Annotated in this window: 24 protein-coding genes; 11 read left to right on the top strand and 13 right to left on the bottom strand. The window is 61.2% G+C overall.

Annotated features, from left to right (window positions below):
• Positions 1–2: 2 nt before the first annotated feature.
• Entirely contained in the window at positions 3–2,102 is a 2,100-nt protein-coding gene (pta, locus tag M5B44_RS04005) for a phosphate acetyltransferase (protein WP_248738298.1), read from the bottom strand.
• Positions 2,103–2,163: 61 nt separating this feature from the next.
• On the bottom strand, positions 2,164–2,490 hold the full coding sequence (locus M5B44_RS04000; RefSeq protein ID WP_248738297.1) for a DUF3565 domain-containing protein: 327 nt from the start codon (positions 2,488–2,490) through the stop codon (positions 2,164–2,166).
• On the opposite strand from M5B44_RS04000, the gene M5B44_RS03995 reads away from it, so the two are divergent.
• From M5B44_RS03995 to M5B44_RS03985, 3 genes are all read left to right on the top strand, one after another.
• Positions 2,459–2,944, top strand: coding sequence for an FKBP-type peptidyl-prolyl cis-trans isomerase (locus M5B44_RS03995; protein WP_085711766.1), 486 nt, complete (start codon positions 2,459–2,461; stop codon positions 2,942–2,944). The genes M5B44_RS04000 and M5B44_RS03995 overlap by 32 nt on opposite strands.
• Positions 2,945–3,066: 122 nt before the next feature.
• Positions 3,067–3,549 (top strand): glutathione peroxidase, encoded by a 483-nt coding sequence (locus tag M5B44_RS03990; protein ID WP_248738296.1) that lies wholly within the window; start codon positions 3,067–3,069, stop codon positions 3,547–3,549.
• 157 nt (positions 3,550–3,706) lie between these two features.
• A complete protein-coding gene (locus M5B44_RS03985) occupies positions 3,707–4,810 on the top strand; it encodes an NADH:flavin oxidoreductase (protein WP_248738295.1) in 1,104 nt (367 codons plus the stop codon).
• Here the strand turns inward: M5B44_RS03985 and M5B44_RS03980 are convergent.
• Together M5B44_RS03980 and cysZ are read right to left on the bottom strand one after the other, a co-directional pair.
• A complete protein-coding gene (locus tag M5B44_RS03980) occupies positions 4,779–5,999 on the bottom strand; it encodes a glycosyltransferase family 4 protein (RefSeq protein ID WP_248738294.1) in 1,221 nt (406 codons plus the stop codon). The two genes, M5B44_RS03985 and M5B44_RS03980, sit on opposite strands and share 32 nt — an antisense overlap.
• 42 nt (positions 6,000–6,041) lie before the next feature.
• Positions 6,042–6,794: a sulfate transporter CysZ gene (gene cysZ, locus M5B44_RS03975; protein ID WP_114881439.1), complete on the bottom strand. Its 753-nt coding sequence runs from the start codon at positions 6,792–6,794 to the stop codon at positions 6,042–6,044.
• Between the two features lie 312 nt (positions 6,795–7,106).
• Here cysZ and trxB point away from each other — a divergent pair, with 312 nt between their 5' ends.
• A complete protein-coding gene (trxB, locus tag M5B44_RS03970; protein WP_085711762.1) occupies positions 7,107–8,069 on the top strand; it encodes a thioredoxin-disulfide reductase in 963 nt (320 codons plus the stop codon).
• A gap of 63 nt (positions 8,070–8,132) precedes the next feature.
• Here trxB and M5B44_RS03965 read toward each other — a convergent pair whose 3' ends face one another.
• The 6 genes from M5B44_RS03965 to M5B44_RS03940 all read right to left on the bottom strand — a co-directional run bounded on the left by M5B44_RS03965 (position 8,133) and on the right by M5B44_RS03940 (position 11,120).
• The gene (locus tag M5B44_RS03965; RefSeq protein ID WP_248738293.1) at positions 8,133–8,471 is read right to left on the bottom strand and encodes a HopJ type III effector protein; all 339 of its coding nucleotides are present in this window, start codon (positions 8,469–8,471) and stop codon (positions 8,133–8,135) included.
• Positions 8,464–8,760, bottom strand: coding sequence for a DUF1244 domain-containing protein (locus M5B44_RS03960; RefSeq protein ID WP_085711760.1), 297 nt, complete (start codon positions 8,758–8,760; stop codon positions 8,464–8,466). Before M5B44_RS03960 ends, M5B44_RS03965 begins: the two co-directional genes overlap by 8 nt.
• Positions 8,761–8,828: 68 nt before the next feature.
• Complete coding sequence (folX, locus tag M5B44_RS03955) at positions 8,829–9,200, bottom strand: dihydroneopterin triphosphate 2'-epimerase (protein ID WP_007957207.1); 372 nt, start codon at positions 9,198–9,200, stop codon at positions 8,829–8,831.
• Complete coding sequence (gene folE / locus M5B44_RS03950) at positions 9,201–9,761, bottom strand: GTP cyclohydrolase I FolE (protein WP_085711759.1); 561 nt, start codon at positions 9,759–9,761, stop codon at positions 9,201–9,203. It abuts the gene before it with no gap.
• 22 nt (positions 9,762–9,783) lie between these two features.
• Positions 9,784–10,494 carry a dihydromonapterin reductase gene (gene folM, locus M5B44_RS03945; RefSeq protein WP_248738292.1) on the bottom strand — a complete coding sequence of 237 codons (711 nt, stop codon included), beginning with the start codon at positions 10,492–10,494 and terminating at the stop codon, positions 9,784–9,786.
• Positions 10,495–10,550: 56 nt separating this feature from the next.
• A complete protein-coding gene (locus M5B44_RS03940; protein ID WP_248738291.1) occupies positions 10,551–11,120 on the bottom strand; it encodes an antibiotic biosynthesis monooxygenase in 570 nt (189 codons plus the stop codon).
• A 212-nt stretch (positions 11,121–11,332) separates the two neighbouring features.
• Between M5B44_RS03940 and M5B44_RS03935 the strand changes: the two genes are divergently transcribed.
• Positions 11,333–12,292, top strand: a complete 960-nt coding sequence (locus M5B44_RS03935) for a MerR family transcriptional regulator (RefSeq protein WP_248738290.1) — start codon at positions 11,333–11,335, stop codon at positions 12,290–12,292.
• 3 nt (positions 12,293–12,295) lie between these two features.
• Here the strand turns inward: M5B44_RS03935 and M5B44_RS03930 are convergent, their stop codons facing one another.
• Both M5B44_RS03930 and M5B44_RS03925 read right to left on the bottom strand, forming a co-directional pair.
• Complete coding sequence (locus M5B44_RS03930) at positions 12,296–12,901, bottom strand: hypothetical protein (protein ID WP_192559797.1); 606 nt, start codon at positions 12,899–12,901, stop codon at positions 12,296–12,298.
• A gap of 54 nt (positions 12,902–12,955) precedes the next feature.
• Positions 12,956–13,432, bottom strand: a complete 477-nt coding sequence (locus tag M5B44_RS03925) for a PAS domain-containing protein (RefSeq protein ID WP_114881444.1) — start codon at positions 13,430–13,432, stop codon at positions 12,956–12,958.
• Positions 13,433–13,585: 153 nt separating this feature from the next.
• On the opposite strand from M5B44_RS03925, the gene M5B44_RS03920 reads away from it, so the two are divergent.
• Positions 13,586–14,041, top strand: coding sequence for a flavodoxin (locus M5B44_RS03920; RefSeq protein ID WP_248738289.1), 456 nt, complete (start codon positions 13,586–13,588; stop codon positions 14,039–14,041).
• Here the strand turns inward: M5B44_RS03920 and M5B44_RS03915 are convergent.
• Positions 14,031–14,918 (bottom strand): LysR family transcriptional regulator, encoded by an 888-nt coding sequence (locus tag M5B44_RS03915; RefSeq protein ID WP_248738288.1) that lies wholly within the window; start codon positions 14,916–14,918, stop codon positions 14,031–14,033. The genes M5B44_RS03920 and M5B44_RS03915 overlap by 11 nt on opposite strands.
• A gap of 95 nt (positions 14,919–15,013) precedes the next feature.
• On the opposite strand from M5B44_RS03915, the gene M5B44_RS03910 reads away from it, so the two are divergent.
• The 5 genes from M5B44_RS03910 to M5B44_RS03890 all read left to right on the top strand — a co-directional run bounded on the left by M5B44_RS03910 (position 15,014) and on the right by M5B44_RS03890 (position 18,956).
• The gene (locus M5B44_RS03910; RefSeq protein WP_248738287.1) at positions 15,014–15,400 is read left to right on the top strand and encodes a CidA/LrgA family protein; all 387 of its coding nucleotides are present in this window, start codon (positions 15,014–15,016) and stop codon (positions 15,398–15,400) included.
• Entirely contained in the window at positions 15,390–16,076 is a 687-nt protein-coding gene (locus M5B44_RS03905; RefSeq protein ID WP_248738286.1) for an LrgB family protein, read from the top strand. Before M5B44_RS03910 ends, M5B44_RS03905 begins: the two co-directional genes overlap by 11 nt.
• A gap of 131 nt (positions 16,077–16,207) precedes the next feature.
• Entirely contained in the window at positions 16,208–16,990 is a 783-nt protein-coding gene (locus tag M5B44_RS03900) for a class II aldolase/adducin family protein (RefSeq protein WP_248738285.1), read from the top strand.
• Positions 16,990–17,892, top strand: coding sequence for an alpha/beta fold hydrolase (locus M5B44_RS03895; RefSeq protein ID WP_248738284.1), 903 nt, complete (start codon positions 16,990–16,992; stop codon positions 17,890–17,892). Before M5B44_RS03900 ends, M5B44_RS03895 begins: the two co-directional genes overlap by 1 nt.
• A 152-nt stretch (positions 17,893–18,044) precedes the next feature.
• On the top strand, positions 18,045–18,956 hold the full coding sequence (locus tag M5B44_RS03890) for an SDR family oxidoreductase (RefSeq protein ID WP_248738283.1): 912 nt from the start codon (positions 18,045–18,047) through the stop codon (positions 18,954–18,956).
• Positions 18,957–18,958 lie beyond the last annotated feature (2 nt).

Genomic DNA, 18,958 nt, shown 5'->3' with positions numbered 1-18,958 from the left:
GGTCAGATATCCAGAGGTCGGTTGGCAGCCTGAATCGCAGTCAGGGCGATGGTGTAGACGATGTCGTCGACCTGCGCGCCGCGCGGCAGATCGTTCACCGGTTTGCGCAGGCCTTGCAGCATCGGGCCGAGGCTCACGCAGTCGGCGCTGCGCTGCACGGCTTTGTGGGTGGTGTTGCCGGTGTTCAGGTCGGGGAACACGAACACCGTGGCGCGACCGGCCACCTGGCTGTTCGGCGCCAGTTGCCGGGCCACGGTTTCGTTGGCGGCGGCGTCGTACTGCAACGGCCCGTCGATCAGCAGCGAGTGCTGTTGCTCGTGGGCGAGCAGGGTGGCTTCGCGGACTTTCTCGACTTCTTCGCCGGTGGCGGATTCGCCACTGGAGTAGCTGATCATCGCCACGCGCGGAGTGATGCCGAACGCGTCGGCCGAGTCGGCGCTTTGCAGGGCGATCTCGGCCAGTTCGGCGGCGCTCGGGTGCGGGTTCATCACGCAGTCGCCGTAGACCAGCACTTCTTCGGGGAACAGCATGAAGAACACCGACGACACCAGGGTGCAGCCCGGTGCGGTCTTGATCAGTTGCAGGGCCGGGCGGATGGTGTTGGCGGTGGTGTTGATGACGCCGGAAACCAGTCCGTCGACCTCATCCAGCGCCAGCATCATGGTGCCGATCACCACGGTGTCTTCCAGTTGCTGCTCGGCCATCGGCGCGTTGAGGCTTTTGCTCTTGCGCAGGGCGACCATCGGTTCGACGTAGCGCTCGCGGATCAGATCCGGATCGAGGATTTCCAGCCCCGGCGGCAACACGATGCCCTGGGCCCGGGCGACGGCTTCGACGTCCGCCGGTTTGGCCAGCAACACGCAACGGGCAATGCCGCGTTCCTGACAGATCGCCGCCGCTTGCACGGTGAACGGTTCGCTGCCTTCAGGCAGGACGATGCGCTTGTTGGCGGCCTGGGCGCGTTGAATCAATTGATAGCGGAACACCGCTGGAGACAGGCGCATTTCTCGCGGCGTACCACAGCGCTGATGCAGCCACTTGGCATCCAGATGACTGGCGACGAAATCGGTGATGATCTCCGCGCGCTCCCGGTCATCGACGGGGATTTCCTTGTTCAGGCCGTTGAGCAGGTTGGCGGTGTCGTAGGAGCCGGTGCTCACCGACAACACCGGCAAACCGGCCTGCAGCGCGCCACGGCACAGGTCCATGATGCGTGGATCCGGCAGGGTGTCGCTGGTCAGCAGCAGGCCGGCCAGCGGTACGCCGTTGATCGCGGCGAGGCTGACGGCGAGGATGATGTCGTCGCGATCGCCGGGGGTCACCACCAGCACGCCGGGCTTGAGCAGGTCCACGGTGTTGCGCATGGTGCGCGCACAAATGATGGTTCTGGTCATGCGCCGGGTTTCGTAGTCGCCGGCGTTGAGTACCTGGGCGCCCATCAGGTCGGCGACGTCGCGGGTGCGCGGGGCGTTGAGTTCGGGCTGGAAAGGAATGCAGCCGAGCAGACGGAAATCACCGCTGCGCAGCAATGGCGAATGTTCTTTCAGGCGCGCGGCGAAGGCATCCATGCTCTCGTCGGTCTTGACCTTGTTGAGGATCACGCCGAGGACTTTCGGGTCTTTCGGACCGCCGAACAGTTGCGCCTGCAACTCGACGCGGCCGGACAGTTCGGTGAGCACTTCGTTTTCCGGCGCCGAGACCAGAATCACCTCGGCGTCCAGGCTCTTGGCCAGGTGCAGGTTGACCCGCGCGGCATAGCTGGCGCTGCGGGTCGGCACCATGCCTTCGACGACCAGCACGTCCTTGCCGACGGCAGCCTGCTGGTAGAGCGCGATGATTTCTTCGAGCAACTCGTCGAGCTGACCGTCGCCAAGCATCCGCTCGACATGGGCCAGACCCAGCGGCTGAGGCGGTTTCAGGCCGTGGGTGCGGGCCACCAGTTCGGTGGAGCGCTCAGGGCCGGTGTCGCCCGGGTGCGGCTGGGCAATCGGTTTGAAGAAGCCGACTTTCAGCCCGGCCCGTTCCAGCGTACGCACCAGCCCGAGGCTGATGGAGGTCAGACCCACACCAAAATCGGTGGGCGCGATAAAAAAAGTTTGCATGCGGATTCTCTAAGGGTGCATGGCAAGGGCGTGGGCCTATGGCTGGCCTTCCACCGATTTTTCAGGCGTCAAGGTTAGCGCTAACCGCGCCTTGAGCGCACCAACCGCAAGCAAAGGGTTGGCCTATTTTTTCAATACGTTGCGTTGCGTCCAGCACCCATGCCCGTGACTGCCAGGGTGGCTGGTGGCGCAGATGCTGGGTGTGGCCGCAGGAGAGCTCGGCCACCCAGTGACCGTCCTCGTCCTGACGGAAGCCCGTGATCGTCGAATCCCGTTTGTCAGGGTTGTGTTCGCTTTCGAGCGATTGCTTCGCTAAACTTGGCCTTTCTATATTCTTATGCAAAAGGTCTCGCCCCATGCTGATCGCCGCCAATAAGGCTGTCTCCATCGACTATACCCTGACCAACGACGCTGGTGAGGTCATCGACAGCTCCGCCGGCGGCGCTCCGCTGGTTTACCTGCATGGCGCAGGCAACATCATCCCGGGCCTGGAAAAAGCCCTGGAAGGCAAGGAAGTCGGCAACGAGCTGGAAGTTTCCGTCGAGCCGGAAGATGCCTACGGCGAGTACTCGGCCGAACTGGTCAGCACCCTGAGCCGCAGCATGTTCGAAGGTGTCGACGAGCTGGAAGTCGGCATGCAGTTCCACGCTTCGGCGCCGGACGGCCAGATGCAGATCGTCACCATCCGTGATCTGGACGGCGACGACGTGACCGTCGACGGCAACCACCCGCTGGCCGGTCAGCGCCTGAACTTCAAAGTGAAGGTCGTTGCCATCCGTGACGCCAGCCAGGAAGAAGTCGCTCATGGTCACGTCCATGGCGAAGGTGGCCATCACCACTGATTTTCTGCGCTAAGCTCAGAGAACTGGAGAGGCGCCCGAGGGCGCCTTTTTAGTCCGCGGCTGTCCTTGGTCGTCTCGCCAAGTGGCTGTTTCGAGTAGAACACGGGAATCTGGAGTTCGTCATGAGTGCTTTTCACGACCTTAAGTTGACAGCCCTGAATGGTCAGGAGCTACCACTGGCACCCTTCAAGGGCCAAGTCGTGCTGGTGGTCAACGTCGCCTCCAAATGCGGCTTGACCCCACAGTACGCGGCGCTGGAAAACCTCTATCAGCAATACAAGGGCAAAGGCTTCAGCGTGCTGGGCCTGCCGTGCAACCAGTTTGCCGGCCAGGAACCGGGCAGCGAGCAGGAGATCCAGGAATTCTGCAGCCTCAACTATGGCGTGAGTTTTCCGTTGTCGAAGAAGCTCGAAGTCAACGGCCACGATCGCCATCAGCTCTACCGTCTGCTGGCGGGCGAGGGTGCCGAATTTCCCGGCGACATCACCTGGAATTTCGAGAAATTCCTGCTCGGCAAGGACGGTCGTGTACTGGCCCGCTTCTCGCCGCGCACGGCGCCGGATGATCCTTCGGTGATCACGGCGATTGAAAAAGCCCTGAGCTGAAACGCGAAAATCGCAGCCATCGAGCTGCGATTTTTTTTGCCTGCCTTTTGACCCTTAATCATTCAGATCAATAGTGCTATGACACTGTTGGAACTCCGCATATTATCGCCGTCATATGAATTCAATGCCCGTCGATCAATTTTTCGTGGAGCCTCCCATGCCTGTTCAAGCCTTGTTCAAACCGTTCCAGCTCGGTGCCCTCGAACTGCCGACCCGCGTGGTCATGGCGCCGATGACCCGTTCGTTCTCTCCGGGCGGCGTACCCAATTCCAAAGTGATCGAGTACTACCGTCGTCGTGCGGCGGCCGGTGTCGGCCTGATCATCACCGAGGGCACCACCGTCGGCCACCTGGCCTCCAACGGTTACCCGAATGTGCCGCAGTTCTTCGGCGAAGCGGCACTGGCCGGCTGGAAAAAAGTCGTCGACGCGGTGCACGCCGAAGGCGGCAAGATTGTTCCGCAACTGTGGCACGTCGGCAGCGTTCGCCGCATCGGCACCGAGCCGGATGCCAGCGTGCCGGGGTATGGCCCGACCGAGAAACTCAAGGACGGTCAGGTCGTGGTGCACGGCATGACCAAGCAGGATATCCAAGACGTGATCGCGGCCTTCGCCCAGGCCGCCAAAGATGCCCAGAGCATCGGCATGGACGGCGTGGAAATCCACGGCGCCCACGGTTACCTGATCGACCAGTTCTTCTGGGAAGGCAGCAACCAGCGCACCGACGAATACGGCGGCAGCCTGGCCAACCGTTCGCGATTCGCCATCGAGCTGATCCAGGCCGTGCGTGCTGCAGTGGGCGAGGGTTTCCCGATCATCTTCCGCTTCTCGCAGTGGAAACAGCAGGACTACACCGCCCGTCTGGTGCAAACCCCGGAGGCGCTGGGCGAGTTCCTCAAGCCGTTGTCCGACGCTGGCGTGGATATTTTCCACTGCTCGACGCGCCGTTTCTGGGAGCCGGAATTCGACGGTTCCGAACTGAACCTGGCGGGCTGGACCCGCAAGTTGACCGGCAAACCGACCATCACCGTCGGCAGCGTCGGCCTCGATGGCGAGTTCCTGCAATTCATGGTCAACACCGACAAGGTGGCGCAACCGGCCAGTCTGGAAAAGCTGCTGGAGCGTCTGAACAATGACGAGTTCGATCTGGTGGCGGTAGGTCGTGCGCTGCTGGTGGATCCGGACTGGGCGCAGAAAGTGCGCGAAGGCCGCGAGCAGGACATTTTGCCGTTCAGCCGTGAGGCGTTGATGACGCTGGTTTGATCGACGTGGGGGGCTTGTCGCGCAGGTCGCGGCAAGCTCCCTGCAAATGGTGTTCAAACTGCTCGATGATCGCCGCCCAGCCTTGACGACTGGCATGTTGGCGGGCGTTCAATCTGACGCAGCGCAAGGTTTCATCCTCTTCCAGCAGCCACTGCGCTGCATCGCAAAACGCCTCTTCATCCCCCGGCATTGCCAGCACGCCGTTGTAGCCGTGGCGAATATGCTGCGCAGCCGCTGCCTGATCGTAGGCCACCACGCCAAGGCCTGACGCCAGAGCTTCCAGCACGACGTTGCCGAACGTCTCGGTCATGCTCGGAAACAGGAACAGATCGCCGGACGCGTAGTGCGCCGCCAATGCTTCGCCGCGTTGTGAGCCGCAGAAAATCGCGTCGGGCAATTCCTTTTCCAGAGCTACACGCTGCGGTCCGTCACCGACGATGATCAGCTTCAGATTGCGTTGCGGGTACGCGCCAGCGAGCTTGTCGAAGCAGCGTTTGAGCAGACCAAGATTCTTTTCGGGTGCCAGGCGTCCGACGTGAATCACCGCAATGTCCTGCTCGCTCAGTCCCCATTGTTCGCGCAGGGCATTCAGGCGTTTGGTCGGGTGGAACAACTGGCTGTCGACGCCTCGGGACAACAGCGCCAGACGATCGAAATGCCGCCGTTCCAGTTCCAGGCGCTGGCTGACGCTGGGCACCAGGGTCAGCGCCGAACGATTGTGGAACCAGCGCAGATAATGCGTCAGTAGACGCGTCAGCAGACCGAGACCGTACTGATTGGTGTACTGCTGGAAATTGGTGTGAAAGCCGCTGACCACAGCGATGCCCAGGCGACGTGCCGCGCGCAGTGCCGACAAACCGAGGGGGCCTTCGGTGGCGATGTACAGCACGTCCGGGCGCTGACGTGTCCAGCGCCGCAACAATTTGTGCATTGACGACTGACCCCACTGCAACCCCGGATAACCCGGCAGCGGCCAGCCGCGGCACAACAGCAGCGCGTCGTCTTCACTGCGCTGAGGATCGTCACCCTGACGTGGCCGCACCAGTTCCACCCGATGCCCGCGCGCGCGCAAACCGTCGCACAAGCGGCCAAGGGTATTGGCCACGCCGTTGATTTCCGGTGGGAAGGTTTCGCTGATCAGAGTGATGTGTAGAGCTGTCGTCATGGCCTCAGTGTCGGCTGAGGCCATGTCGCGCTTGTGACGTTCGGATGATGGATTTGTGACGTGCGCTCAGCGTTGTGTCACAAGATTTTCGGCCCCGCGCTCACGCACCCAGAACAAGGTCGCCCCGGCCACCGCCGCCGGCATCATCAGGATGTTCACCACCGGAATCAGCAGCGCCAGGTAAACGATCCCGCCGAAGCTCATGCTCTGCCAGCGTTTCTGCCGCAGCCAGGCGAGCATCTCGTTCCAGCCCAGTTTGTGGTTGTCCGCCGGGTAGTCGATGTACTGGATCGCCATCATCCATACACCGAACAGCAGCCACAGCGGCGCGGCGATAATGTTCACCATCGGGATGAACGACAGGATGAACAGGCCGATGGCCCGGGGCAGGAAATAGCCCAGTTTGCGCATTTCCCGGGCGAGGGTGCGCGGGATCATCGCGATCAGTTCGCCCCAACTGAAGGCCGGGAAGTCGTCGGTGCCGCGCACCACGACTTCGACTTTTTCCGCGAGAAAGCCGTTGAACGGCGCGGCGATCACGTTGGCGAGCATGGTGAAAGTGAAGAACACCATCAACGCCACCAGCACCACGAACAGCGGCCACAGGATGTAGCTCAGAAAGCTCAGCCAGTCCGGGAGCGACGGCATCAGGGAATCGACCCACAGGCTGAACTGGTGGCCGGCGAAATAGATCAATCCGACGAACAGCACCAGGTTGATCGCCAGCGGCAGCAGCACGAACAGACGCAGGCCAGGACTGAGGACCAGTTTCAGGCCTTCGCGCAGGTATTGCGGGCCGGAGAGAACAGGGGCGGGCATAGGGTGCTCCGAGCAAGGGAAAACGCGCCGACCTTACCGGCTTTGCATAAGCTGTGAAAGCGCGGCAGCGGGATCGACATTCACTGTAACAAAGACGTCCATCTCGTCAGTGTGTCGGCATAGAGACCACCTATGAGCTGGATTGTTAAACCGTATTTCCTTAATCTTGCCCCCCTCGATACGCTGCACCCAACTTTTTACAGGACTGTCGAGCTCACGCCTTCCCCAAGGTTATCCACAGTCCTTTTTTATTCTCGCCGGCAGTCCGGCGTCCGCGCCTGATGTATCGGCCGGTCAACAGGAGACAGGTTCATGTCTGAAGTCCGTCATTCGCGAGTGATCATTCTCGGTTCCGGCCCTGCCGGTTACAGCGCTGCTGTCTACGCTGCCCGTGCCAACCTCAAGCCGCTGCTGATCACCGGCATGCAGGCCGGCGGTCAACTGACCACCACCACCGAAGTCGACAACTGGCCGGGCGACGTCCACGGCCTGACCGGTCCGGTGCTGATGGAACGCATGCGCGAGCACGCCGAGCGTTTTGAAACCGAGATCGTCTTCGATCACATCAACGCCGTGGACTTCGCTTCCAAACCGTACAGCCTGACCGGCGACAGCGGCACCTACACCTGCGACGCCCTGATCATCGCCACCGGTGCCAGCGCTCGTTACCTGGGCCTGCCGTCGGAAGAAGCGTTCATGGGCAAAGGCGTTTCGGCCTGCGCGACCTGCGACGGTTTCTTCTATCGCAACAAACCGGTGGCCGTGGTCGGTGGCGGCAACACCGCTGTCGAAGAAGCCCTGTACCTGGCCAACATCGCCAGCAAGGTCACCCTGATCCACCGTCGCGAAACCTTCCGCGCCGAGAAGATCCTGATCGACAAGCTCAACGCCCGTGTGGCCGAAGGCAAGATCGAGCTGAAACTGAACGCGACCCTGGACGAAGTGCTGGGCGACAACATGGGCGTGACCGGTGCACGTCTGAAGAACAACGACGGCAGCTTCGACGAAATCAAAGTTGACGGTGTGTTCATCGCGATCGGCCACACCCCGAACACTTCGTTGTTCGAAGGTCAGCTGGAGCTGAAGGACGGCTACCTCGTCGTTCAGGGCGGCCGTGAAGGCAACGCCACCGCGACCAGCGTCGAAGGCATCTTCGCCGCCGGCGACGTGGCCGACCACGTTTACCGTCAGGCCATTACCTCGGCCGGCGCCGGCTGCATGGCGGCACTGGACACCGAGCGTTACCTGGACGATCTGCAGAACGCTTCGTTCTAAGATCGCAGGTACAAAAAAACCGGCCAATTGGCCGGTTTTTTTATGTTCGCGATTCGCTCGGAATCAGCGGCGGGTCAGCGGCTGCGCTTCGAACTTCACGCCCGCCAGACCGTGCTTGATCAGCGCACGGATATTGCCGTGATCGCTGCCTTCAGGCGTTGCCACAACCGAACGGTAGTGTTCGCCGAACGCCAGCAGGGCTTCTTCATCGCTCAAGCCTTCCAGCAGCGCCAGACCCAGAGTCTTGCACGAGCCTTCGTTTTGCCCGGCCGCGTTTTCCACGCCGCCGTTGTTGAACGCCTGAGGCTGGTAGTCGTAACCGGCGGCTATGAACGCCAGGGTGTCGGCAAAAACGTGTTCGCCGCTCTTGAGGCTGGCGCGCAGGGTGTTCAGATCACTCATTGGGTTTTCCTTTGGCGAACGCCGCTTGTTGTTCGGCGCTGGCTTCTTGCTGATATTGGGCTTTCCACTCGGCGTACGGCATGCCGTAAACCACTTCCCGGGCATCGTCGAGGCTGACCTCGATCTGGCGCTCGTCGGCGGCGGCCTTGTACCACTTGGACAGGCAGTTGCGGCAGAACCCGGAGAGGTTCATCAGGTCGATGTTCTGCACATCCTTGCGGCTGTCCAGGTGGGCGACCAGCCGGCGGAAGGCGGCGGCTTCGAGTTCGAGGCGTTGTTGCTCGGTCATGATGGGCTCTGTGCAGTCAAATCGTGGCGCGGATGATAAAAGTCTGACGCCCGGAGCGCCAGACGCACTCAGCGGCTGGCGGCGAGGGTAATCGACACCGACTCGGCAAAACGCAACGCGTGCGGCTTGTCGACTTCGACCTCGGCGTACAGCACCGATTCGTTGGCCATCACCAGATCCAGCAATTCCTGGGTCAGGCGCTCGAGCAGCGCGAAGCGGTTGCCCTCCACATGGGCGATGATCGCCTTGGTGATGGTGCGGTAGTTCAGCGCGTGGTCGATGTCGTTGTCACGCACCGCTTCCTGCGCGGCGTACAGGATGGTCAGGTTGATCAGCACATCCTGCTTGTTGAGGATCTCGTCCTCGTTGATCCCGATAAAGGTGCGCAGGCGCAGATCCTTGACCCGGATGCGCGCCATTCCCGGTTGAAGTTGTGGCATTTACTTGCTCCGTCCAATCAATTGCAGGAACTCCTGGCGGGTGTTGCTCGACTCGCGGAAGGCGCCAAGCATGACCGAGGTGTTCATGGTCGAATTCTGTTTCTCGACACCGCGCATCATCATGCACATGTGCCGGGCTTCGATGACCACCGCGACACCGGCGGCATCGGTGACTTGCTGGACCGCCTCGGCGATCTGCCGGGTGAGGTTTTCCTGGATCTGCAGGCGGCGGGCGAACATGTCCACCAGTCGCGCGATCTTAGACAGTCCCAGTACCTTGCCTGTCGGAATATAAGCCACATGGGCCTTGCCGATGAAGGGCAGCAGGTGATGTTCGCACAACGAATACAGCTCGATGTCGGCGACGATGATCATCTCGTCGCTGTCGGAAGCGAACAGCGCACCATTGACGATCTCGTCGACGCTCTGTTCATAGCCGTGACACAGATACTGCATGGCCTTGGCCGCGCGCACCGGTGTGTCGAGCAAGCCTTCACGGTCGGGATCTTCACCGAGGCCGATGAGGATCTCGCGGTAGTTTTCGGGCAGGGAACGGGTCATGGAGCATCCTCGCGGGGGCGTTTTACTTGACGTGCCGCCCGCCGTTGACGGTCAGGGTGGTGCCGGTGACATAAGGGTTGTCGAGCAGATAACGCAGGCTCTGATAGATCACTTCGCTGCCCGGCTCGATGCCCAGCGCGGACTTGGCCAGCGCCTTGGCGCGGTATGCCGCGTCGTCGTCGGGATTGAACAATAGCAGGGCCGGTGCGATGCCGTTGACCTTGATTGACGGCGCATAGCGCGCGGCGAAGGACAGCGTGAGACTGTCGAGCCCGGCCTTGCTGGCGCAATAGCCGATGTGTTTGCTGCTGCCCTTGCGCGTGACGTCGTCGCTGATGTGGATGATGTCGGCGGGGCTCGAACGTTGCAGCAGATCGGCGCAATGCAGGTTGATCAGGTACGGCGCCAGCATGTGGATGTTGAACATGCGGGTGAAGGCTTCGGCTTCACCGTCGCCGTTTTCCGCCAGCCATTCGGAAGCGTTGTGCACGATGGCTCGCAGGCTGTCGGTGTGGATCTTCAGTTCAGCGATGAAAGCGAGGATCGTGGCCTCGCTGGAAAAATCCGCGAATACGCCGATGGCCCCCAGATCCCTTAACGTTTTCACACCGGGACGTTCGCTGCGGTAGGTGAAAATGACCCGGTGGCCGTCTTCCAGCAGCCGCTGCGCGCAATGCAGCCCGACACGCTGGCCGGCGCCAGTGATGAGAATGGGGGCTGCAAAGGAGGTCATGATTGGCTCGCGTCGAGGTCTGAGCAAAAACTATAACAGCGACGCGAGCGATGGTTTCAGCGATTTTGCGCGGATGCCGCACCGGGCAATGGACGGGCCGGGGCGCTGTTGAGCCAGCCGGCCAGCAGACGCGTCGACAGCGGGATGAAGAAATAGACCATCAACGGTGTCAGGCACAGCGTGCTGATGAATACGCGGGGCAACAGGCTCATTTCACCGAGCAGCGGGCCCAGCACGAAGTTGAACAGCAGCGACACCGGGAAGAACGCCAGCCAGATGGCTACGGCCTGTTTCCAGCGCGGTGGGCGGACGCCTGCTGCGCCGAACCAGCCTTCGATGCCGCTGACCCGATGTTCCTTCGGATGGGCGAACAGATCACTGCCACGGGACAGCCACGCGGTGCGCGATGCAGAGTGCTCCCAGGCATGCAGGGTCTGTTCGTCGACAAAGCGGAAAATGATCTGGAATTCATTATCGCCGGGAGGCGGAGCCAGGACGCCGGAACCGAGGTAGCCGGGGAAATCGGTGGCCAGTTGTTCGCCTTCGCGCAGCCAGGCGATCAGGTCCTGATAGCGACCATCGGCGACGCGACGGGCGACCATCAGCGTGACGGGGGAAGTAGACATTGTGTATCTCCGAATTGCATATGCGTCGCTCCGGGTAGGAACTTCGCCTGACGCAGCACCGGGGTAGAGGGCTGCGCTTTCGACAAGCAAGGATTATTCCTGATTATTGTGACGAGACCAGAGACGTTCGTCCCATTTCATCGCTTGAATCGGAATGGGGCTTCAGAGGTAGAATGGGATCCAACTACGCCAACAAGGACGTGTCTGCACACATGCCTGTCATTACTGACGTTCGCCTTGCCTCGCAGGCTTCTGTTGCGCTTGAGCGCGAAGAGCTTTTCCCCATACGCGAGGTGGCGCGCCTGACCGGAGTGAACCCGGTCACGTTGCGCGCATGGGAGCGGCGTTATGGTCTGATCCAGCCGACGCGCACCGAAAGTGGGCACCGGTTGTATTCAATGACCGATATCGAGCGCGTTCGCAGTATCGTCGACTGGATCGATCGTGGTGTCTCGGTGAGCAAGGTCGGCAGGATCCTGGCCAAGACCGAGCCGATGAAGGTGTTGGCACACATCATTCCCGATGACCTGGTGCAGGCCGACTACCTGCAATGGCAGGAGCAGGTTCAGCGGGCGGTCAGTTCGTTCGATGACCAGGAACTGGATCGGGTCTACGGGCAGATTTTCTCTTCCTACATGCTGCCTGTGGTGTTCCAGGACATCCTGATGCCGCTTTGGCTGCAGCTGTTGCAGCGCCAGGACTCATTCGGGCAAACCAGCGAGTGGCTGTTCCTCGACGGTTTCCTGAGGGCGCGGGTACTGCAGCGCATCGTTGTGTTGCGTGGCTCGCATCCGCGCAAGGTGATTGTCAGTGCCCTGGCCGGGCAATGCCGTGAGCTCGAATTGTTGGTGGCGGCACTGTTTCTCAGTGGCAACGATGCAGGCGTTCGGGTGCTGACCACCGGCCAGCCGTTCGATGAGCTGACATTGGTTTGCGAAAAGATCAAACCCCAGGCGCTGGTGCTGTTTTCCAATCACGCGCCGACGGCGGAGTTGCCCCGGCGCCTGAATCGTCTGGCCCTCAGCCTCGACTGCCAGTTGCTGCTGGCCGGTGACGCGGCGGATCTGGCCCAGGATAGCCTAGCCGGATCGTCGGTCGGCTGTCTGGGCAATGAAGGGGCGACGATGCGTCAGCGTTTGAACCGGTTTCTGGCCGGGACGCTGGATACCTGAAGATCAGGTATGCAGGGCAGGGTGGGTCAGTCGGTGTTGCTGAAGGATGAACTGGCGCAGCCGCTCGGTTTCGTCAGCGTCGCTCTGGCTCAGGTCGTAGGCGTAGAAACCGCTTTCGGTTTCCCGTTCGAAGGTGCCGCGTAGGGAAATCCGCTCATAGCCTGAAGGGCTGAACCACAGGGCGAAATGCTTCGGTGGCTTGGTCTTGTTGCGCACTTCCAGCAGCACGCCTTTATGCGAAACCTCGTGAACCCACAGCATCCCCGGCTGGCCCTTGGCATTCTCCAGAGCTACCGGTTCTTCAAGGGCCAGACGCCACGGGCGAACCATCGGTCCGTCTTCATAGATGCTTGGCACACCCAGACGTAAATGCAGGGCATGGAATTCGTCTTCCACCAGATGCAGCGGAAAGGTCATCTGCTGGTTTTCGAAGTTGGCCTGGATGGTGACTTGCTCATGGGCCGCCAGGCGCGTGAGCAGATCACGGATCTGCGAACCACCATTGACCAGCAGGCTCGACGTCGCATCCCGCACATTGAGCTGCGGGTTGTGTTGCATGGTCTGGATGAAATCCAGCTCATCCTGGGTCAGGAGGGCGTCGCGTTGCATGGCTAGCTCGAAATAAATAATTACAAAGTCATTGGTGATTGTAGTTAATGACACTTAGTTCGCAGTTTTGTTTGCGCCGTTCGTCGCTTTCACGGCCGCCAGTTCTGCTTCTAGAGCCGCGACCTGGGCCTCCAGCTGCGCAACCCGTTGCTGTGCCTTGACCTGCACGGTGACATCCTTTTGCACACCGACGAAGTAAGTCTGTCCATCATCAGCGTTTTTTACCGTCGACAGCGACAGCTCGTTCCAGAACGGTGTGCCGTCCTTGCGATAGTTACGGATGATTTCCCGACACGAACCGTTACTGCGCAAAGCTTCGCGGATCAGCGGCAGGTTTTCCTGGTCCCGGTCTCCGGCCTGCAGAAAACGGCAATCCTGATACAGGATCTCTTCACTGGTGTAACCCGTCAGGCGTTCGAAAGCCGGGTTCACGTAAATCAGGATGTTGTCTTCCTTGCCTTCTCGCTCGGCTACCACGATTCCGTCATTCGACGCGTTGATCACCATTTGCAGCAGGCTGGCATTGATCATCTTTGAATCCTTTCAAGGTTGTCGGTGGCAGGCATTCTAGAAGATCAATCAGCGCTGTCTACTGGCCATCAGCGCTTATCGAGAGCCAATCGCAACATTGCGCCGGTGGCTGTTACTATCGCCGCTCTTTTTTTCAGTTTCAGGATCAGATTGATGAAAGTCGCCATCCTCTCCGGCTCGGTGTACGGCACCGCCGAAGAAGTCGCTCGCCACGCGCAAAGCCTGCTGAAAGCCGCCGGTTTTGAAACCTTCTACAACTCGCGCGCCAGCCTCGCCGATCTCCAGAACTTTGGCCCCGAGGCCTTGCTCGCAGTAACTTCGACCACCGGCATGGGCGAGTTGCCGGACAACCTGCAACCACTCTACTCGAGCATTCGCGACCAGTTGCCGGCGGCCTGGTGCGGTTTGCCTGGCGCTGTGATCGCCTTGGGCGACGCCAGTTACGGCGACACGTTCTGCGGCGGTGGTGAGCAGATGCGTGAATTGTTCGGCGAGCTGGGCGTGCGTGAAGTGCAGGACATGCTGCGCATCGACGCCAGCGAAAGCGTCACCCCGGAAACCGACGCGGAGCCTTGGATCGAGCAGTTGATCGCCACGCTCAAAGGTTGATTCTGCGCTCGCGCAGCAGTGCGAGCCAGGCCTGCGCCGCCTTCGACAGATAGGCGCCCCGGCGCCAGATGAAGGCGATGTCCCAGCGCAGGTAGTCCGGCGCGTTCAAGGTCAGGCGTACCACGCCTGGCCGCACCAGCCCGCGGGCCACCACGCTGGGCAGCAGCACCACGCCTTGCCCGGCGGCCACCAGCGCCGCGAGAAAATCCGCCTGACCGCTACGGCCACCCTCCTTCGGGGTGAAGCCCATCTGCTGGCACGCCTGAAGCAAACGATCGTTGAGCACGAAACTGCGCTGATACAGCAGGAACGGCGTCTCGGCCAGCTCCTCCAGACCGATTTCACCTTTCGTCGCCAATGGGTGATCCACCGGCAGCAGCGCATCGAGCGGCTCATCGCAGAACGGCTGGAAGTCGAACTGAGGATCTTTCGGCAGCAGACTGCCGCCCAGCTCCAGTTCCCCGCTCAGCACCGCCTGTTCGACATTGCGGCTGCCGCCTTCGAGCAATTGCACGCTGATGTTCGGGTAGCGCCGTCGGTATTCGGCGAACAGCCCGGCGAACAGCGCATCGCTGCCCAGCAAGGGCAATCCTAGGCGTAACTCGCCGCGCGCCAGATGACTGAGATCATCCAGTTCGGTGAGCAATTCATCGCGCAGGCGCAGCATGCCTTCGGCCCGTTGCAGCACCACGCTGCCGGCGGCGGTCAGGCGTAATTGCGAACCCAGGCGATCGAGCAGCGGGGTGCCGAGGCTCTGTTCGAGCTGGGCGATCTGCTTGCTCACGGCGGATTGACTGATGTGCAGGGTTTTCGCCGCTTGGGTGAAACCGCCCTGATGCATGACTTCGACGAAGCTTTTGAGCTGTTTGAATTCCATGGCCTGATTCCGGATTGGAATGGCTTTGAGTCTAACAATTCGCTTTGGAGATGGCAGTCCGGTTCGTAAAATAGGCACCTGAAAGGAGCCCCCCGATGAAAGCCTCGACATTTAAATATCTCTCTCGCCTGCTGGCTGAACTGGCCGTGCTGCTCGGTCTCTACCTGCTTGGCTGCCAGTTGGCCGCTTGGCTGGCCATGCCGATCCCCGGCGGCGTGATCGGCATGGCACTGTTGCTGCTGGCTTTTGCATTCGGCTGGGTCAAGCCGGCGGCGTTGCAAATGGGCGCGGGACTGTTGATGGCCGAGATGCTGCTGTTTTTCATACCGGCGCTGATGAGCCTGCTGGATTACGGCGCCTTGCTGCGTGACGACGGCTGGCGGATTCTGCTGGTGATCGCGGCCAGCACGCTGATGGTGATGCTGGTGACGGCGTTCACCGTTGAATTGGCCGTGCGCCTGAGGCGGTCCCATGAAGCTTGAGCTGATGCCGATGTTCTGGCTGGCGTTCACCTTGCTGGCCTACCTGTTCAGTCGCTGGTTGTATCGCCTTACCGGGCGTTACCTGCTGTCGCCACTGATTCTGGTCCCCACGTTGCTGCTGGCGCTCGCGGTGCCGTTGCATACCGCATACGCCGAATATTCGAGCAACACCCACTGGCTGATGCTGGTGCTCGGGCCGGTCACCGTCGCGTTTGCGGTGCCGATCTGGCAACAGCGACGTTTGCTGGTGCGGCACTGGTCGGCGTTGTTGCTGGGCATGCTGGCCGGCAGTGCCGCATCGATTGCCACCTCGTTCGGTCTGGCCAGGGCTTTGGCGCTGGACAGTTCGGTCACGTTGTCGCTGGTGCCGCGCTCGATCACCACGCCGTTTGCCATGCCGCTGGCGCAGGATCTGGGTGGCGTACCTGAGCTGACGGCGGTGTTCGTGATGTTCACCGGGGTGTTCGGCGCCATGCTGGGCGGGGTGCTGCTCAAGTGGCTGCCACTGCGCAGTGCCCTGGCTCGGGGCGCGTTGTTTGGCGTGGGCGCCCATGGTGCGGGCGTCAGTCGCGCCCATGAAGTGGGTGGTGAAGAAGGCTCGGTGGCGGGGCTGGTGATGGTGCTCACCGGGTTGCTCAATCTGTTCGCCGCACCTTTGTTGGCGTCGTTGCTTTGACATGGATCCAAGCGGTTTGCGCAGCTGACTCGCTCAGTCATCAAGCTGGCTGCCAATGCAACTACGCGAACCCCCGGGGCTGACTAGACTGCTGACACCTGCCGAAAAAAACAAAAACAGAGGTGCATACAGTGAGCGTAGCCCCCGTCCCTTCTTCCTTGAATGTCAAAGATCAGGTCAGTGCTGCGGAGTGGCAGACCCGGGTCGATCTCGCCGCCTGCTATCGACTGGTCGCCCTGCATGGCTGGGACGATCTGATCTTCACCCACATCTCGGCCAAGGTGCCTGGCACCGAAGATTTCCTGATCAATCCGTTCGGGATGATGTTCCATGAGATCACCGCGTCCAGCCTGGTGAAGGTCGACCAGGCCGGCAACAAGCTCATGGACAGCCCCTACGAAATCAATCCTGCCGGCTACACCATTCACAGTGCCGTCCACGAAGTGCGCCATGACGTGGCCTGCGTGCTGCACACCCACACCGCTTCCGGTGTCGCCGTGTCGGCGCAGAAGCAGGGCGTGCTGCCGATCAGTCAGCAATCGTTGTTCGTGCTGTCGAGCCTGGCCTTTCACGCCTATGAAGGTGTAGCACTCAACCACGAAGAGAAGGCTCGGTTGCAGGCCGACCTTGGCGACAACAATTTCCTGATGCTGCACAACCACGGTCTGCTGACCTGTGGCGGCACCATCGCGGACACGTTCCTGATGATGTTTACCTTCCAGCGCGCCTGCGACATCCAGGTCATGGCGCAGACCGGCGGTGCCGAATTGATCGCCATCGAACCGCAGATTCTGGCGGGCGCCAAGGCGATGATCGCCGGCGTCACCAAAAGTGCCCAAGGCATGGGCGGCGCGCTGGCCTGGCCGGCGCTGCTGCGCAAACTCGATAAACAAGATCCGGGGTATAAACTCTAATGCCTCTCGCCGAGATTCCTCTGAGTGCCTGGCGCAAACGCAGCCAGTCGATTGTCTTTCGTGGCCAGCCGATCCGTTACTGGACGGCCGGGCAGGGCGAACCGTTGCTGCTGATCCACGGCTTCCCGACGGCCAGTTGGGACTGGCATTACCTGTGGCAGCCGCTGGCCCAGCGCTTTCGGGTGATCGCCTGCGACATGCTCGGCTTCGGCGACTCGGCCAAACCGTTGAACCACACCTACAGCCTGCTGGAGCAAGCCGATCTGCAACAAGCCCTGCTCGCGCATCTTCAGGTCGAGCAACCGGTGCATCTCCTTGCCCATGACTACGGCGACAGCGTTGCCCAGGAGCTGCTGGCCCGGCATTACGAAGAGAAGATCGAAGTCGCCAGTTGTGTGTTCCTCAACGGTGGTCTGTTCCCGGAAACCCATCGGCCACTGCTGGCGCAAAAGCTGTTGCTCAGCCCGCTGGGCTGGATGATCGGCCGCGCGTTTACCCGCGATGCACTGGTGAAAAGCTTCCGGCAGATCTTCGGCCCGGACACCCGGCCCAGTGAAAGTGAAATGGACGACTTCTGGAGCCTGGTCGAATGCAATCGCGGGCCGCGCATCATGCACAAGCTGATCACCTACATTCCGGAACGCCGGGTGCAGCGTGATCGCTGGGTCGCAGCGATGCAGCGCGGCGAGGTGCCGTTGCGGGTGATCGACGGCGAGGTCGATCCGATCTCCGGCGTGCACATGGTCGAACGTTATCGCGAGTTGATACCCGACGCGGACACCGTGCTGTTGCCCGGCATCGGTCATTACCCGCAAAGCGAAGCGCCGGTGCAGGTGCTCAAGCACTACCTGGAATTTCGTGATCACTTCGTGCTGCCGCCGCGCAAGGTGGCGTGCTCCTGATCGCAGGGCGGGGGCGCGTTGCGCCTCTGCACGGTTTCATCATCCCCCAGCCTTATCGCGCACCATTCAGCCTCAGCCGTGTTCGTTGTGACCGAACGCGTCGTGCCTGACACTCGGGGGCACTGTCCCTCAGGCCTGCTGGAGTTGCCTCGATGAATGAGTCTGTGCGTTTCGAAGATAAAGTCGTGATCGTCACCGGAGCCGGTGGTGGCCTGGGACGCGCTCATGCTTTGCTGTTCGCCAAACAGGGCGCCAAAGTGCTGGTCAACGATCTCGGCGGCTCGACCCAGGGGGAAGGCGCCAACGCTTCGGCCGCCGACCGCGTGGTGGCGGAAATCCGTGAGGCCGGCGGCATCGCCGAAGCCAACCATGACTCGGTGACCGACGGCGACAAACTGGTGCAGAACGCCCTCGATGTGTTTGGTCGCGTCGACGTGGTGGTCAACAACGCCGGCATCCTGCGCGACAAGACTTTCCACAAGATGGAGGACGCTGACTGGGATCTGGTCTACCGCGTTCACGTCGAAGGCGCCTACAAAATGACCCGCGCCGCATGGCCGCATCTGCGCGAGCAAAACTATGGGCGGGTGATCTTCACCGCATCGACCTCTGGCATTTACGGCAACTTCGGCCAGTCCAACTACGGCATGGCCAAACTCGGTCTCTACGGCCTGACCCGCACCCTGGCCATCGAAGGCCGCAAGAACAACATCCTGGTCAACGCCATTGCCCCCACCGGCGGCACCCGCATGACCGAAGGCCTGATCCCGCCGCAAGTGTTCGACCAACTCAAACCGGAACTGGTCAGCCCGCTGGTGGTGTACCTGGCCAGCGAGCAGTGCCAGGAAACCTCGGGCCTGTTCGAAGTCGGCGGCGGCTGGATGGGCAAGGTGCGCTGGGAACGCAGCCTGGGGGCCGGGTTCGATCCTCGCGTAGGGTTCTCGCCGGAAGATGTGGCGGCACACTGGCAGCAGATCTGTGATTTCGAAGGGGCCGCGCATCCGAAGGACAATATCGAAGCGCTGAAAGAAATGATGGGGAATTTGCAGAAGTATTCGTTGTAACC

Source organism: Pseudomonas sp. MWU12-2029, from assembly GCF_023242425.1.
Classification (GTDB): Bacteria; Pseudomonadota; Gammaproteobacteria; order Pseudomonadales; family Pseudomonadaceae; genus Aquipseudomonas; species Aquipseudomonas kribbensis.
This window is presented reverse-complemented; position numbering and strand designations above follow the sequence as displayed.

Coding starts and splice junctions, on each gene's coding strand:
- pta (WP_248738298.1), bottom strand. CDS start 2,102: ATGCAAACTTTTTTTATCGCGCCCACCGATTTTGGTGTGGGTCTGACC.
- M5B44_RS03995 (WP_085711766.1), top strand. CDS start 2,459: ATGCTGATCGCCGCCAATAAGGCTGTCTCCATCGACTATACCCTGACC.
- M5B44_RS04000 (WP_248738297.1), bottom strand. CDS start 2,490: ATGGAGACAGCCTTATTGGCGGCGATCAGCATGGGGCGAGACCTTTTG.
- M5B44_RS03990 (WP_248738296.1), top strand. CDS start 3,067: ATGAGTGCTTTTCACGACCTTAAGTTGACAGCCCTGAATGGTCAGGAG.
- M5B44_RS03985 (WP_248738295.1), top strand. CDS start 3,707: ATGCCTGTTCAAGCCTTGTTCAAACCGTTCCAGCTCGGTGCCCTCGAA.
- M5B44_RS03980 (WP_248738294.1), bottom strand. CDS start 5,999: ATGGCCTCAGCCGACACTGAGGCCATGACGACAGCTCTACACATCACT.
- cysZ (WP_114881439.1), bottom strand. CDS start 6,794: ATGCCCGCCCCTGTTCTCTCCGGCCCGCAATACCTGCGCGAAGGCCTG.
- trxB (WP_085711762.1), top strand. CDS start 7,107: ATGTCTGAAGTCCGTCATTCGCGAGTGATCATTCTCGGTTCCGGCCCT.
- M5B44_RS03965 (WP_248738293.1), bottom strand. CDS start 8,471: ATGAGTGATCTGAACACCCTGCGCGCCAGCCTCAAGAGCGGCGAACAC.
- M5B44_RS03960 (WP_085711760.1), bottom strand. CDS start 8,760: ATGACCGAGCAACAACGCCTCGAACTCGAAGCCGCCGCCTTCCGCCGG.
- folX (WP_007957207.1), bottom strand. CDS start 9,200: ATGCCACAACTTCAACCGGGAATGGCGCGCATCCGGGTCAAGGATCTG.
- folE (WP_085711759.1), bottom strand. CDS start 9,761: ATGACCCGTTCCCTGCCCGAAAACTACCGCGAGATCCTCATCGGCCTC.
- folM (WP_248738292.1), bottom strand. CDS start 10,494: ATGACCTCCTTTGCAGCCCCCATTCTCATCACTGGCGCCGGCCAGCGT.
- M5B44_RS03940 (WP_248738291.1), bottom strand. CDS start 11,120: ATGTCTACTTCCCCCGTCACGCTGATGGTCGCCCGTCGCGTCGCCGAT.
- M5B44_RS03935 (WP_248738290.1), top strand. CDS start 11,333: ATGCCTGTCATTACTGACGTTCGCCTTGCCTCGCAGGCTTCTGTTGCG.
- M5B44_RS03930 (WP_192559797.1), bottom strand. CDS start 12,901: ATGCAACGCGACGCCCTCCTGACCCAGGATGAGCTGGATTTCATCCAG.
- M5B44_RS03925 (WP_114881444.1), bottom strand. CDS start 13,432: ATGATCAATGCCAGCCTGCTGCAAATGGTGATCAACGCGTCGAATGAC.
- M5B44_RS03920 (WP_248738289.1), top strand. CDS start 13,586: ATGAAAGTCGCCATCCTCTCCGGCTCGGTGTACGGCACCGCCGAAGAA.
- M5B44_RS03915 (WP_248738288.1), bottom strand. CDS start 14,918: ATGGAATTCAAACAGCTCAAAAGCTTCGTCGAAGTCATGCATCAGGGC.
- M5B44_RS03910 (WP_248738287.1), top strand. CDS start 15,014: ATGAAAGCCTCGACATTTAAATATCTCTCTCGCCTGCTGGCTGAACTG.
- M5B44_RS03905 (WP_248738286.1), top strand. CDS start 15,390: ATGAAGCTTGAGCTGATGCCGATGTTCTGGCTGGCGTTCACCTTGCTG.
- M5B44_RS03895 (WP_248738284.1), top strand. CDS start 16,990: ATGCCTCTCGCCGAGATTCCTCTGAGTGCCTGGCGCAAACGCAGCCAG.
- M5B44_RS03890 (WP_248738283.1), top strand. CDS start 18,045: ATGAATGAGTCTGTGCGTTTCGAAGATAAAGTCGTGATCGTCACCGGA.